Origin of the sequence: Galactobacter caseinivorans (assembly GCF_003640665.1) — a bacterium.
GTDB classification, from domain to species: Bacteria; Actinomycetota; Actinomycetes; order Actinomycetales; family Micrococcaceae; genus Galactobacter; species Galactobacter caseinivorans.
The window spans coordinates 85,548-102,111 of the sequence record NZ_QQXL01000006.1 but is presented as its reverse complement, the minus strand read 5'-3'; the positions used below and the strand labels follow the sequence as shown (position 1 = coordinate 102,111).

Below are 16,564 nucleotides of genomic sequence, written 5' to 3'. Positions count from 1 at the left end.
GCCACCTCATACGACAAACGCCGTCTTCCAAGGCGGCGTTTGTCGTGTGAAGTGGCATCCAGGCGGGCGCCGTCGTATCAGGTGGCGTTCGTCGTATGAGATGGCATCCAGGCGGGCGCCGTCAGTCGCGCCCCTGCGGGTCCCCGGCGCCGGCGTAGTAGTCGGCCAGGACGCGGTCCTTGAGCTCAAAGAACGTGCCGTCCTCGATGGCCTCGCGGGCCCGGTCCACCAGTCGCACGGTAAAGCGAATGTTGTGGATGGAGATGAGCGTATGGCTGAGGAGTTCATCGGCTTTGAAGAGGTGATGAATGTAGGCGCGGGTGTAGTTCAGGCAGCTGTAGCAATCACAGCCCTCTTGCAGGGGCGTGAAGTCCGTCTTGTACCGGCGCCCGCTCAGGTTGAAGCGGCCGTGGTCCGTGTAAAACGCCGAGTTGCGCGCCACCCGCGTGGGGGACACGCAATCAAAGGTATCCGCGCCGTTCTCGATGGCCCAGAACAGGTCATCCGGCTCGGAGATGCCCAGGAGGTGACGGGGTTTGTCCTCCGGAAGTTCTTCCGCGCACCATCCCACGATGGTGCCCAGATTCTCCTTCTCCAGCGCCCCGCCCAGCCCAAAGCCGTCAAAGGGCATGGCAGCCAAGTCCTGGCACGCCTTGCGCCGCAGGTCCTCGAACTGTGCACCCTGAATCACGCCAAAGAGCGCCTGGTAGTCCTTGCCCTCGCGCTCATCCGTGAGGCGGAAGTGCTCCTGGATGCAGCGCTCGGCCCAGCGGCGCGTGCGTTCCAGCGCCTCCTCCTGGTAGCCGCGGGAGTTGTGCAGCGTGGTCAGCTCGTCAAAGGCAAACATCACGTCCGCGCCAATGCCGTGCTGGACCTGCATGGACACCTCAGGGGTGAAACGGTGCTTGTCCCCATTGATGTGGGACTTGAACCACACGCCGTCGTCGTCCACGTTCGCCAGGCGTTCCTTGCCCGGCGCCACCGCGTCATCCGGTCCGGAGCTGTCCACGGTGTTCATATCGATCACCTTCTTGAACCCGGATCCCAGGCTCATGACCTGGAAACCGCCCGAGTCCGTGTAGGTGGGGCCCTGCCAGTTGGTGAACCGCCCCAGCCCGCCAGCGGCGTCGAGCAGATCGTGGCCCGGCTGCAGGTAGAGGTGGTACGCGTTGGCGAGCATGGCCTGCGCGCCGGTCGCGGCGACCTGCTCCGGCGTCAGCGCCTTCACCGTGGCCTTGGTGCCCACCACAATGAACGCCGGCGTCTTGACGTCCCCATGCGGGGTGTGGATCACGCCGGTGCGGCCGTGCCGGCCCGGCAGGCGGGTGCCGACCTCGTAGCTGAACGCGGACTGGCGCGGATGGGCATCCGGCAGCTCCGGCTGCACGTAGGGCTGGGGCGCGGGGGGCTCGGCGCGGCGGCGCTTCTTGGCTTCATTGGGCACCTGTCTAGTGTGCCGCATCCGCCCGGGGCGCGGCGCCGCTGCCACCAGATGCCCGACGACGCGTGGCCCACCTCACTGCGTAGCTCGCCTACCAGCCCTGCCGCTGGGCATCGCAGGGGACTATCGTTGACGTGTCATGAATGCAGCTAGCGTCCCCGCCCCCAGCCCACAGCCGCCCACGTCTGGCACGGCCACAGCGGATCGCTTCCGCCTGCGCCACCTCTTCACGTTGGCGCCCCTAAATGGGGATCATCACGTGGGTCTGCGCACGGCCATTGGTGTGCTCCTTCCGCTGCTCACGCTCATCGCGGTGCAACGCATTGAACTGGCGCCGTACGCCGTCTTTGGGGCCTTCGTTGGCGTGTATTCGCGCGTCCCGGGGCACCTTGACCGGCTCCTGATGCAGATCAAGGCCGGCGCGCTCATGTGGCTTGTGGTGCTGCTGGCGACCCTGGCAGGCAACTTCCTGGTGCACGGCGTGACGCTGCCCACCGGTGGCTGGTGGTTGGTGGGACTGACGACGCTGGTGGCTGGCGCCGCCTCCGTGGTGGCCGGGTTCTTGCGCCTGCGTCCGGCCGGATCGCTCTTTCACATCTTTGCCTTCGCCGCGATTGCCTCACTGCCGGCGGATCCCGGACTGAGCGATGGGATGTTCACCGCTAGCTCCGCCATGATCCTGGCCCTGGTCCTTGGCCAGCTGGGGCGCATAGCTCCGCTGAACCGCACCCCGTGGCAGGTCACGCCGCTGCCCATGATTCCGCCCTCTGCGCAGGGGGCCATCTGGCGAGAGGGCCTGGCCTACCTGGTCGCCGCGGGCGTGGCGGGCAGTGCCGCCATCCTGCTCTCCGGCCCGCTCGGTATGGGCCACACCTATTGGGCCATGGTGGCCGCCGTGGTGCCGCTCGTGGGGCGCAGCACGCAACACCGCATCATCCGCGCCGTGCACCGCGTGCTCGGCACCGGCGCTGGCCTGATTCTCATGGCGCTGATCGTGTTGCTGCAACCCCAGCCGTGGCTGGCCGTGCTGGCGATTGGCCTGATGCAGTTCCTGGCCGAGATCTTTGTGACCCGCAACTACTTCTGGGCCATGCTCTTTGTGACGCCGCTGGCGCTGGTGGGCGGCACGCTTGGGCGCCCGCTCACGCCGGACATCCTCTACGACCGCGCGCTGGAGACGCTGATTGGCGTGGTGATTGGCGTGATCGTGGTGCTGCTGATGGACCGCTTCTCACGCGCCTCCTCGCACACCGTGCACGTGATGAAGCTGTCCTAGCTGTCCATGCATCGACCCTCGAGGAATTACCGCTCCTCGAGAAACGCCCAAAAACGCGAGCCGTTGCCCAGCCGCCCCCGCAGCAGCGGCGCCGGCCCGTGGTGGCTCACATAGAGCTGCACAAAGTGCTCCTCTAGCCCCGGCTCGTATGAGCCTTCGGGCAGGCCAAGGCTGGGATCGCTGGTGGCCTCTCCCAGCTCCCGTAGCGCGGAGCTGCGCTCGGTTCCGGCGGCTGGCAGGTGATCGAGTGACCAGGCCCATTGCCACAGCGCCGGTCTGCGGCGCACCACGCCCAGCAGGTGCGCGGCGTAGCTCTGGGTGCTCTGCCCGGCACCGTTGAGGAAGTCCACTCGCGGCTCCGGGCCGTCCAGGCTCAGCCGCCAGCTACGCCCGGCGTGGGCGGCAACAAACCGTTCCTGCAGCTCGCGTTGGCGCTCGGCGAGTGCCTGCGCCTCCGGGTCCGCGCTGGGCGCGGGGGCTGCGTCCGGGATCGGTCGCGGGGCCGGGGCGCGGTCCTCGCGGCGTCCAAAAAGTCGGGAGTCGACGACGTTGGGTCCAGCCGGGCGCGCCGGCGCGGGTGCCGGAGCCGGCGCGGGTGCCGGCGCGGGTGCGGGTGCCGGCGCGGGTGCGGGACGTTGCGGGTTCGAGTACGTCGGGGCGGAGGGCGCAGGCCCAGTCTCCGGTGCGGGCGTCGCAAAGCCGGAACCGACCGGGCCGCGCGTCGCGGAGGTGGCCGCCACGCCGTCGTCCGCAGGGGCAGGGAGCCAAGAACCGGCGTCGTTCACCTCAACCGAGCGCACGCCGTCGTCCTCATCAAAGCCGATCCGTACCGTGCCGCGGTCCATGCTCAGGGTCGCGATGCCCAGCTCGTCCTCCTCCCACTCCACGCCCTCGCGGCGTGCACCGTAGCCGCGCACAGCGGCGCGTGCGTCGCTGAACCAGGGCGCGGCCGCCGCGCGGTGCAGAGCCTGGGCCGTGGTGGTTGGTGTGGGCTCGGGCAGGTCAAAGAGCATGGGGTTGATCAGCAAGAGCACGTGTCGCAGGGCGCCGACCCGCAGCTCGTAGTGCACATAGAGGTCTGTGACCGCCTGCGTGGCCGCGATGCAGATCTGGTCCATGCCGTCTTGGTAAGGCATGGATCCCAGCAGAATGTCCGGGTCCTCCACTGCCTCGCCCACAGCCAGGAGCTGCCGGGAAGCGCCCACGGTCCACGGGTTCCAGCCCTGGGCATCGCGCCAACCCCAGGTCCACGTGTTGGCGGCCGTGTCATGGGTGCCCACCAGCTGCGCGCCAAACTCCAAGTTGGCCTCAGGCGTGCTCAGCAGAAAAAGCGGCCGGTCCGCTGCCAGGTCCACCGTGGCATTGCGCCCGCCAAAGCGCGCGTCAAAGAGCGGCTGAGACTCGGCCGCCATGATGCAGGCGGCGTGAGCCAACTGCGCAATGGCGGGGCGACGTGGGTCAATGCTGAGTTGAATCTTGTCCACGCGGACTCCTCACGGGGCATTCGCGATCCACTGACCGCGCTTGCGCCCGACTGTACCGACTGGGGCCCGCCGGCGCCGCCCTCACGTCCTGGGCTAGATCACTGACGCGCCGCCGCCGGGGCCAAGCGCCGCCAGCTCCGCGCTAATGAGCCGCGTCAGCTCCGCCTCATTCAGGCCCGCCCAGCCGGTGGCCAACTGTGCCAGCAGCAGGTCAAGGCGCGTGAGACGCAGCTGGCGTTCGTCCTGGATGGCGCCCGTGTCCCGTGCCTTCTGGATCTCCCGCTCGGGGAAAACAGGGTTGCTCAGTTCCCGGCGCCGAATCGCCGCGACGGGGCCGCGCATGTCCTCCAGCGCTTCCTCCTCGCCGCGGCGGATGCGCGCACCCAACTCCGCGGCGGCGTCCATCACGCCCTGCTGGCGCGCCAGCCAGGCGGAGAGCGCCAGGCCGTGGCGCACCGCGCGCCAGCGGCCCTCGTTGCCGTCAAAACTCAGGACGGTCAGCGCCGCAAGCAAGGGCATGCCCGCCTCGGTATCGCCGTGTTCCACCACCAGCCGGTCCGCCGCCCACGCCAGGTCTACTAGGTGCGCGCCGGCGCGGGGGTTGATGCCGGGGGCCAGGCGCAGCGCCGTGTCCAACAGCTCGCCGTCCTCCGGGTAAGCCTGCACGGCCGCGACCAGAGCGGCCTCCGCCGTGCCCGCCTCCGTGGGCAGGGCGATGAGATCGGAGAAGCCCGGGCCGGCCGCGCGCTCGGTGTAGACGCGGATGGAGGAGGCAATCGCGATGGTCACGCGCACCCCATCCATCAGCTGCGCCTCCACATAGGCGTCCGTTCCAAAGGAATCCCGGACCACGCGCACGCTCTTGACCGCGACGCTTGGCTTGCCGTTGCGGCGCATGAAGCGATCGCCCGCAGAGATCTGGCGGGCGGACACGGAGCGACGGTGGCGGGGGGCCTCGCCGTCGAATCGGACCGGCACGGTGCTTAGCGCCCCCAGCCCACGTGAGCCAGCGCGGCGCGCACAATGTTGCCGCGGCCGCCGGTGAACTCCGCCTGCACCGACTCTGCCAGCGCCTCCTCCGGGCTCATCCAGGTCAGCTCAAGGGCGTCCTGGCGCGGGGAGCATTCCCCGCGCACCGGCACCACATAAGCCAGGGCGACGGCGTGCTGCCGCTCATCTGTCAGCCCGGTTTCCGAGGGGGAGGGGAAGTACTCGCCCACGGTGAAGGGGACGGGGGAGGTTGGAAGCGACGGCATCGCCATGGGTCCCAGATCCTTCTCCAGGTGGCGCATCAGCGCCGCGCGGACGGTCTCGCGGTACATCACGCGGCCGGAGACGAAGGTGCGCTCAAAGTGCCCCGCCTCATCCGTGGTGTACAGCAGACCAATCTGATTCACGTAGCCCAGCGGGTCAATGCGCACGGGAACGGCTTCCACGTACAACATGGGGAGCCGGTGCCGCGCCTCATAGAGGTCTTCGTCAGAGAGCCAGCCGGAATTCGGGTCGGGTGTACGCACGCTCATATCTCATTGATACCGCAGAGCGGCCGCCCCGCACAGGTCCCGCGCCGATGCGTGAGATCTTGTGCGGTGCGCTGAATGCGGAGCGACGTGTGGCGCCTTAGACGTTCGACGCCGCTCTGGCTTGGATTACCAGTTGGCTCGCCAGTACTGATCCGCGGCGGGGGAGTCCGCCGCTGACACGCGCAGATCGCTGGCCGCGTGCGCCGCCCAGTGCGGATCCCGGAGCGCCGCGCGCCCAATGCTGACGGCATCCGCCTGGCCGGTGGCCAGGATGGTCTCCGCCTGCATGGCGTTGTGGATCAGACCCACCGCGGAGACCACGGCGTCCGTGCCGGCCAGTTCCGCCCGCACATGATCCGCCAGGGACACCTGGTAGCCCGGGCCCACCGGGATGGCAGCCGGACCGCCCAGGCCGCCGGAGGAGAGGTCAACCCAACCCACGCCGTGCTCACGCACCAGCTCGCCGGCCATGCGGGCCGTGGCGTCCACGTCCCAGCCGCCGTCCACCCAGTCGGTGCCGCTGAAACGGATGCCGAGGGCCTTGTGCGCGGGCCAGGCGGCGCGCACCGCCGCCACCACCTCACGCAGCAGGCGGGTGCGTCCGCGCTCATCGCCGCCGTAGCCGTCCGTGCGCGTGTTGTTCAAGGGGGAGAGGAACTGGTGCAGCAGGTAGCCGTGGGCGGCGTGGATCTGGATGGCGTCATAGCCCGCCGTATCCGCGCGGCGGGCGGCGTCCGCCCAAGCCTGCACCAGCAGACCCAGCTCCTCCTCGCTCAAAGCGTGGGGTGCGTCTAGGTCCGGGAGGACCGGCGCGTCCGTGGCCCCGACCGTGGCCCAGCCGCCGTCGGACGCCGGAACCGTGCCCTCCGCCGCGCCGGGCAGCCACGGGTGGGTGGAGGCCTTGCCGCCCGCGTGGCCCAGCTGCACTGCGGCCGCTGCGCCCTGGGAGTGCACAAAGTCAGTGATGCGGCGGTGCGCGGGCACCTGGGAGTCGTCCCAGAGGCCAAGGTCCCGCGCAGAAATGCGCCCGCGGGCCTCCACGGCGGTGGCCTCCGCGGTGACCAAGGAGAAACCGCCGGCGGCAAAGGCGCCAAGGTGCGCCAGATGCCAGTCCGTGGGTACGCCGTCCTCAGCCTCAACCGAGTACTGGCACATCGGCGCAATGAAGGCGCGGTTGCGTAGCTCAAGCCCGGGGCCGGCGGGGGAGGGGAGGGTCACGGGGTTCATCAGAAAATGGCTCACGGCAGTGGGCAACAGGCCATGGCGCCGGAGTATTCCCTAGCGGGTGGGCACAGCGTCCCAGGCTGGGAAGGGCCGGTACACGCCGGGCTTGAGGCTGGCCTGCTTCGTTTTCGGGTCTTCCTTGAACACTGTGCCAGGCGCCTTGGCCTGATATTCGGCGTCACGGCGCTCGGCGACCTCCCGCAATAACTCGTTGTAGCTACCCCAGAACACGGGGCTATATGCGCGCAACTCGACGGTGCCGCCTGATTCTGATATCTCTAGCCAGTACCCTTCGGGCGTCGTCGTGGTGAAACGTGGGGCACCGGGAACCGGCTCCGCTACCTCCCAGCCGCGCCGTCGCCAGCCCTCCACCGTTCTCTCGAGGACCTTAGTGACGGGCTCATCGGGAGTGAAGAACCGGGTGGTCCAAAAGGTGTAGCTATCGGCCAACCCGTCTTTGCTGCGCCCGTCGCCGTCGAGTTTCATCCCGGAGTTGTACCCCGGGCTGGGAATGAAGTCGCTGTGGGTGGGTGAGTCCTGCCAAGTACCTGCGTGGATGTCGCGCTGGACGCCGGCGTAGAACGCGGTGAGTTCCTTGTAGCGCGCACCAGCCTTGGCGTAGCGATCTTTCGGCGGCCCCGAGTATGCCTCGGCTTTGGTCGCTCCGGAGAGGTCACGTGCCCCTTGGTTTTCTTGGGACGTCTGTTGCGTGTTCTGGGCCTCCGGTGGTGTGCATCCGGTGAGAGGAAATCCTAGGCTCAGTCCTACGATCAGGGCGCCGCGGCCCCACATCTTGTTTCTCATAGCAGTTCCTCCAGCTTTCCTGGCACGTCGAGGAAGGGGGTCGGCCTCTTCAGGTGGTGGGTACTGCGTCCCAGGCCGGGAAGGGCCGGTACACGCCGGGCTTGAGGCTGGCCTGCTTCGTTTTCGGGTCTTCCTTGAACACTGTGCCAGGCGCCTTGGCCTGATATTCGGCGTCACGGCGCTCGGCGACCGCCGTGAGCAGTTCGTCGTAGCTGCCCCAGTAAACCGGGCTGAAGGCGCGTAACTCGAAGGTGCCGTCGGATACTGATATCTCTAACCCGTAACCCTCCGGGGAGGTCGTGGTGAAACGTTGTGCGCCCGGCACTGGCTCCGCTACCTCCCATCCTCGCTGCCGCCAGTCCTCCACCGTTCGCTCAAGGACGTTCGTTGCGGGCTCATCGGGGGTGTAGAACCGGGTGAGCCAGAAGGTGTAGCTGTCGGCGGATCCATCGTCGCCTTGGCCATCCCCGATGAGTTCCATTCCGGAGTTGTATCCTTCGGTTGGTGTGACTCCGCTGTGTGTTGGCGAGTCCTGCCAAGTGCCTGCGTGGATGTCGCGCTGGACGCCGACGTAGAACGCGTTGAGTTCCTTGTAGCGCTCACCAGCCTTGGCGTAGCGATCTTTCGGCGACCCCGAGTATGCCTCGGCTTTAGTCGCGCCGGAGAGGTCACGTGCCCCTTGGTTTTCTTGAGAAGTCTGTTGCATGTTCCCGGCCTCCTGTGGTGTGCATCCGGTGAGGAGAAATCCTAGGCTCAGTCCTACGATCAGGGCGCCGCGGCCCCACATCTTGTTTCTCATAGCAGTTCCTCCAGCTTTCCTGGAACGTCGAGGAAGGGGGTCGGCCCCTTTAGGTGGTGGGCACAGCGTCCCAGGCCGGGAAGGGCCGGTACACGCCGGGCTTGAGGCTGGCCTGCTTCGTTTTCGGGTCTTCCTTGAACACTGTGCCAGGCGCCTTGGCCTGATATTCGGCGTCACGGCGCTCGGCGACCGCCGTGAGCAGTTCGTCGTAGCTGCCCCAAAAGGCAGGGCTATACGCCCGCAGAGCGATGGTGCCGGCACCGTTAACTTTGATGTCTAACCAGTAACCTTCGGGCGTCGTCGTGGCGAAACGCTGGGAGCCAGGCACCTTCTCCGCTACCTCCCACCCACGCTCTCGCCAGGCTTGCACTGTTCGCTGAAGGACCTTAGCGACGGGCTCCTCGGGCGTGTAGAAGCGTGAAACCCAGAAGGTGTAGCTATCAGCATTTCCGTCTTCGCTACGGCCATCGCCGTCGAGCTTCATGCCGGAGTTGTATCCCGGGTCGGGAATGAAGTCACTATGGGTCGGCGAATCCAGCCAGGTGCCCGCGTGGATGTCGCGCTGGACGCCGGTGAAGAACGCGGTGAGTTCCTTGTAGCGCGCACCAGCCTTGGCGTAGCGATCTTTCGGCGACCCCGAGTATGCCTCGGCTTTAGTCGCGCCGGAGAGGTCACGTGCCCCTTGGTTTTCTTGGGAAGTCTGTTGCGTGTTCTGGGTCTCCGGTGGTGTGCATCCGGTGAGAAGAAATCCTAGGCTCAGCCCTACGATCAGGGCGCCGCGGCCCCACATCTTGTTTCTCATAGCAGATCCTCCAGCTTTCCTGGCACGTCGAGGAAGGGGGTCGGCCCCTTCAGGTGGTGGGTACTGCGTCCCAGGCCGGGAAGGGCCGGTACACGCCGGGCTTGAGGCTGGCCTGCTTCGTTTTCGGGTCTCGATTAAAAACGGTACCGGGGGCCTTGGCCTCATCCTCGGCGTCACGGCGCTCGGCGACGGCAGCGAGCAGTTCGTCGTAGCTGCCCCAGAATACGGGGCTATACGCTCGAAGAGCGATGGTGCCGGCACCCTTTACTTTGATGTCTAACCAGTATCCCTCGGGTGTCGTCGTGGCAAAACGGTGAGAGCCGGGTACCTTCTCCTTAACATCCCACCCGCGCCGTCGCCAGTCCTCCACTGTTCGCTCGAGGACCTGAGCAACGGGCTCATCGGGGGTGTAAAACCGGGAGAGCCAGAAGGTGTAGCTATCGGCGGATCCATCGTCACCTTGGCCGTCTCCGTCGAGTTTCATACCGGAGTTGTATCCCTCAGTTGGTGTGACGCCGCTGTGTGTTGGCGAGTCCTGCCAAGTGCCTGCGTGGATGTCGCGCTGGACGCCGACGTAGAACGCGTTGAGTTCCTTGTAGCGCTCACCAGCCTTGGCGTAGCGATCTTTCGGCGACCCCGAGTATGCCTCGGCTTTAGTCGCGCCGGAGAGGTCACGTGCCCCTTGGTTTTCTTGGGAAGTCTGTTGCGTGTTCTGGGTCTCCGGTGGTGTGCATCCGGTGAGAAGAAATCCTAGGCTCAGCCCTACGATCAGTGCGTTGTGTGCCCATGATCGGGTTTTCACGGGAGGTCCTCCTGCTTTCCTTGCATGATCCGGATGAGGGCATCGACCGTGATGGACGGTGGATTAAGGTTTCCCACTTCATCCGTTGCCTTGTGGCCATCAAGATCCGCAGCCCATTGAAGCGGGCCCGGCCACTTCACGGGGCTGGTCAGGTTGTGCATAGTCGCTGTGTTGTCACCACCGATGGCCTCGGAAAACGAAGCAGACACCTCGGGTTCTGCTACCGGTGTCGCGGATGGCTGAGGGGCCGTGAGCCAAGTCGGGTTGTTCAATGCTGGGGGTCCTCGGCCTTCGCCTTGCCCTGCCGCGATCAGTGCTCTCTGAGCGGCAGATGCCCTCGAAAACCTTGGCAAATCCGTCGTTGAAGACTTCGTGGGCGCTTTCCGCAGATGACCGTCGGCTGGGCCCTGGGGAGCGAAGTGTTTTTGCTGCCGCTTGGGCGACGCGCACCAGGGAGCCGGCAACCCCTTCATCACCTTTGATCGAATCCACTGTCCCGCGGTCTTCCCCTACTTCTGATGTCCCAGGGAAGGACGTTACCAGAAAGTACGCATTGATCAAATGGCTGGTTTAATGGCGCCGATGCCGCTTCGTGCAGGTACAGGCGGCCTTGGGGCCAGGGCTAATCAGCGCTGGTAGCGGCTGACGAAGTTGCGAAGCACCTTGCGTGCGTGGGACACATCGGAGTTCAGCGCCATCTCCGTCAACTCCGCGGCGTCCGAGGGGTCAAAGTAACCGGCATGCTTGTACGCCTCAATGCGCTTGGCCAGCCCCTGCCCATCCAGCTCAGGGTGGAACTGCGTGGCGTACACGTTCTTGCCGATCCGGTACATCTGCACGGGTGCCGGTCCGGAACTGGCCAGGAGGACCGCGGATTCCGGCAGTCTGGACGTGGCCTCCTTGTGCCCCACAAAGGCATCAAAGGTCACGGGAACGCCGGCCAGCAGCGGGTCCACGGCGCCGTGATCACTCACGCGCACGGTGGTGAGCCCCACGGGCTCCGGGTAGGAGCGATCCACGACGCCGCCGGCCACGCGGGCCAGCATGCCCACGCCGTAGCAGAGGCCAAGGAACGCGGTGTCCCCGTCCAATACCACCCGCAGCAGGCGCTCCAGGTCTGCCTCTACCCGGATCTGCGTGTCGGAGCGGTCCGTGTCGGAGGAGGTAAAGGGGCTACCGCCCAAGATGACGCCGGAATACTGAGCCAGCCACGCGGCGTCGAGCACCGGGGGTAGAGGCATGCGCTCAAGGCGCCACTGTTCCACGTACTCCGGGGCCAGGCCGGAGAGCTCGGTGACGCTGCGCAGTTCATCCGCGGAGATTACGTCATCCGTGCGGGTGGACAGCAACAAGTAGGGCTTCATGTTCACTTCCAGTGGGTGCCGCGCTGCGCGGGTCAGCGTTCGGTGTAGCCCTGCAGGGCCACGCGCTCAGTATGCGATATCTCCTGGCGGCGAGCCAAAGCGGTGAGCAGGGCCACGACGGCGCACAGGCCGGAGAGCACCATGACGGTGGGGTCGTTGATATCGCCAAAGATGCGCGCGGCCATGAGCCACACCGCGCCCCAAGCAAAGGCGAGGGCGGGGACGATGCGCCCGCGCTCGCTCATGCCCGCCAGGCAGACGGGCAGCGCGACGGCCAGCAGGGTGAGCGAGGCCCAGAGTGCCTCTGGGGCCAGGGCCCAGCCCCAGGAGGTGACCACGGCGGACGCGGTCCAGGCCGTCACGAAGGCGGAGAAACCGAGCGCAAACTCCACCGGAGCGTCCGTCAGCCAGCGCTCGCGACGGGTGCGCGCCGTCAGGAGGTTCAGCCGTCTCAGGGCCTCCCACGCGGCGGCGAAGAGCACCAAGGAGCTCAGCAGTGCGCCCCACATCTGGCCGGATGCCGCGGTGAGGCACCAGGCGATCCCGGCCAGTGAGGCCAGGGTGACGGGGACGCCGATGGAGCGCTGGCGCCGCGCGGAGAGCTGATCCGGGACCCACTCGTGGGCGGCCAGGGCAGTGAGCCCCAGCGCCATCACGGGCCACATCAGAAGCGCGGGAGCCAGCGGGGCAAGCAGGGCAGTCCCGGCGCCAAAGGCCGCGGCTGTCCCGCCGCCGGCCAGGAGAAGCAAGGAGAGGATCAGGAAGGTGATCGCGGATCCGCTGACCAGCACGCGGCGCAGCAGGTCAAGTGGGGTCTGGCGCGGGTTCACCGAGCGCTCGGGAAGGTTGTACGGCGCCACGTAGACGGAGGCTGGGAGCGCCTCGATGGGCTGCTTGGCAGTGATGCCGCGGCTGGCATGCGCGATGGGAACGTACTGCGGGCGCTCGGCATCATCCGGGGCGGTGCGGGAGCGGATGATGGCCTCGTGGGCGTCCCAGACGACGGCGGCCAGATCAGGTTGCGGGGCGGCGCCGGCAAGAGCCGCGCGGGCCTGGCGGATGGCGTCCTCGCGCTCCGCGATCTCACGGGCGCGTTCCTTGCCTAGCTCCAGTGCGGCGCGGGACTCCACCTCGGAGTCCACATGCGCCTGCTCGCCCTGCAGGTCAAAGGGGGCGTTGCGATCGGGGCGGCGCACCGTGGTGGCGCGCTCCCGAGGGGGGAACCGCAGTGTTTCTGGCGCGTCGGAGGCCGAGGCCTCATTCGCCTCGTTTGGCTCTTCTTGACGCGCCGGTCTGATCATCGGTGTTCCCCTTGCCGTGACGGCGCCGCCACCACGCAATTAGCGCAGGTACGGCCCCAATCAGCGTACCGATGATCATGCCCAGGATCGCGGAACCCCACGCCGGGAGACCCGTGGCGTTATGGGTCAATTGGCCCAGAATCACCATGAAACCGACCCAGGCCGCTGACCCCACCGAGGTGGCGGCCCAAATGGTGCGTTGCGAGGTGCCCGCCAGCCCTGCGGCCACAAAGGATGCGGTGCGCCCGCCGGAGACAAAGCGCAGCCCAGCGAGCACCCCAAAGGCCCCGCGCTGGCCCAGTGCCGCGAGCCCGGCGCCTGCCTTGCGCAGCAACCACCGGCCCCACCGCCAGCGCTCCAGCCGGTGCCGATGCCGGGCCACCACCCAGGCCAGCCAGGCATCTCCCAGCACGTTCGCGATCCACGCAATGAACATGGCCGGCCACAGGGCAATTTGGTGTGTCTGCGTGAGCGGCCCGATGGCCAGCACAAAGAGCTCCTGTGGGAGCGGGGGCAGGAAGGAATCCAGCACGTTGAGGATGAACGTGACGGGATAAAACCACCAGCCAAGGGTGTCCGGCGCCAGGAGATTCACGGCGTGGCCACCGCCGCAGGTACTGCTGACACTGCGGGTAGCCCGGGTAGCCCGGGTAGCCCGGGTAGCCCTGATGGCCCTGGTTGCGCAGGCAGCTCGGAAAGCCTGCGCACCGAGCGGAAGGAGCGCTCCCGTCCGCTCAGCGGATCCGTGAACGCGATGGAACGGGCCAGGAGCTGTAAGGGGCGGGCGTAGTCATCTGGTGCCTCGTCCCAGAGGTCCGGGTAGAAGGCGTCGTTCAGGATCCCGGCGCCCAGCGCCGCGAGGTGCACGCGCAGCTGGTGGGTGCGCCCGGAGCGCGGGCGCAGCCGGGTGTGCAGCACGGGCAGGCCTGCGTGCGTTCCGGCGCTGATTCCGGTGCCGATCAGCTCCACGATGCTCTCCGCGTTGGGGTCCTTGTCCTCGCTGACCACCACGCGCAGCGTGCCCTTGACCTTGTCGATGTGGTTGCGGTAGGTCAGGGGCAGCGGGGTCTGGGCCAGAGCGGGACGCTGCGGATCCCACCCCGTGGGAAGCGCGGACACCGCCTCGTATTCTTTGCGAATCCCGCGGCGCTCAAACAGGTATTGGTAGTCTCCGCGAGTCTCTGGGCGAACGGAAAAAAGAATGACGCCGGCCGTGGCGCGGTCCAAGCGGTGCATGGGGGTCAGGTGCGGCAGGCCAAGCCGATTCCGCAGGCGCACCAAGGCTGATTGCTGCACAAAGCGACCGCCAGGAGTGGTGGGGAGGAAATGTGGTTTATCTACCGCCAACAAATCCGCATCGAGGTGCAGGATGTGCTCATGAAACGGCACCGGGTTTTCCTGTGGCGCGTCCCGGTAATACCAAATGAACTCGTGCGCGCCCAGCGCCGTCGCGGCTTCGATCACCGTGCCGCCGATGCCCCGCACCTCGCCGCTCGCAAAGCGCCGCCGAAGCCCTGCCGCGTCCACGTGCCCAAAGCGGGACAGGACGTAATCCTGAATGGTGGGCCACGGCCCCTCCAGCGGCAGGTGCAGGCGGGTGGCGTTCACACCGTTCTTCACGGGAAGGGGGGAACGCAGGGCCATGGTCCAAGCATCCCACGCCCGGCGGCGGGGCCGCGGCGGTGGGTGTGCAAGCATGGGCGCATGATTGCTTCGCTCGCGCTGCCCGTGACCGTCCCGAGCCCCGCCGGCGAACTGCGGCTGAGGGGGGCACGCGAGGCGGACCTGGGTGCGCTGATGGGGCTGATGTCCGACGACGCGGTGTCGCGTTCCCGGGGCGACGTCGCCTCCCCGGAGGATGAGGACGCGTACCGCGCAGCTCTGCTGGCCCTGATGCAGGACCCCGCGAATGCGCTGATCGTCGCGGAACTGGGCGGGGCAGAGGAGGGTGGCGAAACTGGAATCGTGGCGACGTTCCAGCTCACGCTGATCCCCGGGATGGCCCGCCGAGGCGCCACTCGCTTGTTGGTGGAGGCCGTGCGGGTCTCCTCCTCGGTGCGCTCCGGGGGAATCGGCGGCGCGCTGATGCGCTGGGTCATGGAATCGGCGACGCAGCTCACCGGGGCGGAACTGGTGCAGCTCACCTCCGATGTTCGCCGCCCTGATGCGCACCGCTTCTACGAGCGCCTGGGGTTCACCGGCAGCCACGTGGGATTCAAGTACCGCATTCCGCAGGAGTGAACCGGGCTCAGCCAACAACTCATCGCGCACCCACTGACGAGGAATCAGGACCATGGACTCTTTTCCCTTGACGCACAAGCCCACGCTGGAGGGGCGCTTGGTTGTGCTGCGCCCCTTCACGGAGGCGGACATTAGTGCCATGGGCCCTGTGCTCGCCGACCCCGAGGTGCAGATCCTGACGGGTTCAGTGGCGAGCCGGGCCCAGGCGGACGGTGCCTCGGCGACTCTGGATGAGCGCACGCTTGCCTGGTACCGCAGCCGCGCAGCGCAGGGTGACCGGCTGGACCTGGCGATCGTGGACGCGCAGAGCGGGGAGTGCGTGGGCGAGGCCGTGCTCAACGACGTGGACCCTGAGAACCGCTCCTGCAACTTCCGCATTCTCATGGGGCCGGCTGGGCGCGGGCGTGGGCTGGGCACGGAGGCCACGCGGCTGATCCTTGACCACGCCTTTGCCACCACCGAGCTGCACCGGATTGAGCTGGAGGTCTACAGCTTTAATCCGCGCGCCCGCCGGGCCTATGAGAAGGCTGGGTTTGTGGCGGAGGGGGTGCGCCGCGACGCCTTGCTCTTTGACGGGGAATGGATCAACGCCGAGGTGATGTCCGTGCTCCGGAGCGACCCGCGCCCGGCGTCGTTCCGCCCAGCTGGGCAGTAGCCGCCGCGGCGGTGGCAGGGTCCACGCCCTGGCAGCGCGCGCAGAAGTACACATCGCGAGCAACGGCACTCAGGTCCCTGGCGTCCCCGCCCACCCGCCCGCGCTGCAGATCCGGATCGGCGATAAGCCCGTGGGCCACGCGTCCATGGGCGCGGGGGCAGGCCTGCCCTGCCCTGCCGTAAACCCAATAGCGATCGCGAAAGGTGGGCCCCGCCGTCCTGCGTGATGCCCTGGTGGCGTTATCTCGCAGCTGGCCCGCAGCGACGTCGAGCACCTGTTTGAGCCGTTCCGGCGGCACCTCACCCACCACTACCCACGGATTAAGACGTGCCATGAAAAGCGCTTCTGAGCGGAAGATATTGCCGATCCCAGCCACGACGCGCTGGTCAAGCAGCGCCGCACCCAGCTCGCGCTCGGGGCGGGCCACCAGTCGCTGCAGCGCCTCCTGTGGATCCCAGGCGTGGATGGGATCCGGCCCCAACAGATCCGTGAGCTCGGCGACCTGCGCGGCGGTCAGCGCGTCAAGGATGCCCAGGTCGATGCCGAGCACCGTGGTGTCCGCGGTCTCCAGGACCGCGCGCACCTGCGCGGCGCGGGCCGGCCAGCGCTCGCCGCGGGAGATGGCACGCCAGGTGCCCTCCATCAAGAGGTGCGAATGCAGGGCGTCGCCGCCGTCGAACTCCATGAACAGGTGCTTGCCGTAGGCACGCACGTCCCGGATGGTGCGCCCGGTCAAGTCCAGCGTGGCGAGCGCCGGGACGCGCAACTCTGCGCGGGTGAGCGGGTGGCCCGCCAGTACCGGGCGCAGCCGCTGCTCAACGCGCGCCAGCGAATCCCCCTCCGGCACG

The 16,564-nt window shown here is 67.5% G+C and carries 17 protein-coding genes; 3 read left to right on the top strand and 14 right to left on the bottom strand.

Annotated features, from left to right (window positions below; translation table 11 throughout):
• Positions 1-121 precede the first annotated feature (121 nt).
• On the bottom strand, positions 122-1,444 hold the full coding sequence (tgt, locus tag DWQ67_RS10515; RefSeq protein ID WP_407645808.1) for a tRNA guanosine(34) transglycosylase Tgt: 1,323 nt from the start codon (positions 1,442-1,444) through the stop codon (positions 122-124).
• A gap of 136 nt (positions 1,445-1,580) precedes the next feature.
• On the opposite strand from tgt, the gene DWQ67_RS10510 reads away from it, so the two are divergent.
• A complete protein-coding gene (locus DWQ67_RS10510) occupies positions 1,581-2,717 on the top strand; it encodes an FUSC family protein (protein WP_121485568.1) in 1,137 nt (378 codons plus the stop codon).
• 26 nt (positions 2,718-2,743) lie between these two features.
• Here the strand turns inward: DWQ67_RS10510 and DWQ67_RS14115 are convergent, their stop codons facing one another.
• From DWQ67_RS14115 to DWQ67_RS10445, 12 genes are all read right to left on the bottom strand, one after another.
• On the bottom strand, positions 2,744-4,201 hold the full coding sequence (locus DWQ67_RS14115) for a DUF6882 domain-containing protein (RefSeq protein ID WP_121485567.1): 1,458 nt from the start codon (positions 4,199-4,201) through the stop codon (positions 2,744-2,746).
• 93 nt (positions 4,202-4,294) lie between these two features.
• The gene (locus tag DWQ67_RS10500; RefSeq protein ID WP_121485566.1) at positions 4,295-5,179 is read right to left on the bottom strand and encodes a DUF6707 family protein; all 885 of its coding nucleotides are present in this window, start codon (positions 5,177-5,179) and stop codon (positions 4,295-4,297) included.
• Between the two features lie 5 nt (positions 5,180-5,184).
• Positions 5,185-5,724, bottom strand: a complete 540-nt coding sequence (locus DWQ67_RS10495) for an NUDIX hydrolase family protein (protein WP_121485565.1) — start codon at positions 5,722-5,724, stop codon at positions 5,185-5,187.
• A 126-nt stretch (positions 5,725-5,850) separates the two neighbouring features.
• A complete protein-coding gene (locus DWQ67_RS10490) occupies positions 5,851-6,966 on the bottom strand; it encodes an NADH:flavin oxidoreductase/NADH oxidase (RefSeq protein ID WP_233556049.1) in 1,116 nt (371 codons plus the stop codon).
• 36 nt (positions 6,967-7,002) lie between these two features.
• On the bottom strand, positions 7,003-7,752 hold the full coding sequence (locus DWQ67_RS10485) for a hypothetical protein (RefSeq protein ID WP_121485564.1): 750 nt from the start codon (positions 7,750-7,752) through the stop codon (positions 7,003-7,005).
• A 49-nt stretch (positions 7,753-7,801) separates the two neighbouring features.
• Positions 7,802-8,458, bottom strand: a complete 657-nt coding sequence (locus tag DWQ67_RS10480) for a hypothetical protein (protein WP_147433675.1) — start codon at positions 8,456-8,458, stop codon at positions 7,802-7,804.
• Between the two features lie 142 nt (positions 8,459-8,600).
• Positions 8,601-9,353, bottom strand: coding sequence for a hypothetical protein (locus DWQ67_RS10475; protein ID WP_121485562.1), 753 nt, complete (start codon positions 9,351-9,353; stop codon positions 8,601-8,603).
• 49 nt (positions 9,354-9,402) lie between these two features.
• Positions 9,403-10,155 (bottom strand): hypothetical protein, encoded by a 753-nt coding sequence (locus tag DWQ67_RS13635; RefSeq protein ID WP_147433674.1) that lies wholly within the window; start codon positions 10,153-10,155, stop codon positions 9,403-9,405.
• Between the two features lie 626 nt (positions 10,156-10,781).
• Complete coding sequence (locus DWQ67_RS10460; protein WP_121485559.1) at positions 10,782-11,519, bottom strand: glutamine amidotransferase; 738 nt, start codon at positions 11,517-11,519, stop codon at positions 10,782-10,784.
• Between the two features lie 32 nt (positions 11,520-11,551).
• Positions 11,552-12,715 (bottom strand): hypothetical protein, encoded by a 1,164-nt coding sequence (locus DWQ67_RS10455; RefSeq protein WP_147433673.1) that lies wholly within the window; start codon positions 12,713-12,715, stop codon positions 11,552-11,554.
• Positions 12,716-12,776: 61 nt separating this feature from the next.
• On the bottom strand, positions 12,777-13,415 hold the full coding sequence (locus DWQ67_RS10450; protein WP_158595433.1) for a DedA family protein: 639 nt from the start codon (positions 13,413-13,415) through the stop codon (positions 12,777-12,779).
• Positions 13,412-14,464, bottom strand: a complete 1,053-nt coding sequence (locus DWQ67_RS10445) for a pseudouridine synthase (protein WP_121485556.1) — start codon at positions 14,462-14,464, stop codon at positions 13,412-13,414. The genes DWQ67_RS10450 and DWQ67_RS10445 overlap by 4 nt, the downstream gene beginning before the upstream one ends.
• Positions 14,465-14,524: 60 nt before the next feature.
• Here DWQ67_RS10445 and DWQ67_RS10440 point away from each other — a divergent pair, with 60 nt between their 5' ends.
• Together DWQ67_RS10440 and DWQ67_RS10435 are read left to right on the top strand one after the other, a co-directional pair.
• Positions 14,525-15,061 carry a GNAT family N-acetyltransferase gene (locus tag DWQ67_RS10440; RefSeq protein WP_121485555.1) on the top strand — a complete coding sequence of 179 codons (537 nt, stop codon included), beginning with the start codon at positions 14,525-14,527 and terminating at the stop codon, positions 15,059-15,061.
• A gap of 52 nt (positions 15,062-15,113) precedes the next feature.
• The gene (locus DWQ67_RS10435) at positions 15,114-15,716 is read left to right on the top strand and encodes a GNAT family N-acetyltransferase (RefSeq protein WP_121485554.1); all 603 of its coding nucleotides are present in this window, start codon (positions 15,114-15,116) and stop codon (positions 15,714-15,716) included.
• Here the strand turns inward: DWQ67_RS10435 and DWQ67_RS10430 are convergent.
• A complete protein-coding gene (locus tag DWQ67_RS10430; RefSeq protein WP_121485553.1) occupies positions 15,646-16,563 on the bottom strand; it encodes a DNA-formamidopyrimidine glycosylase family protein in 918 nt (305 codons plus the stop codon). The two genes, DWQ67_RS10435 and DWQ67_RS10430, sit on opposite strands and share 71 nt — an antisense overlap.
• Between the last annotated feature and the right edge of the window lies 1 nt (position 16,564).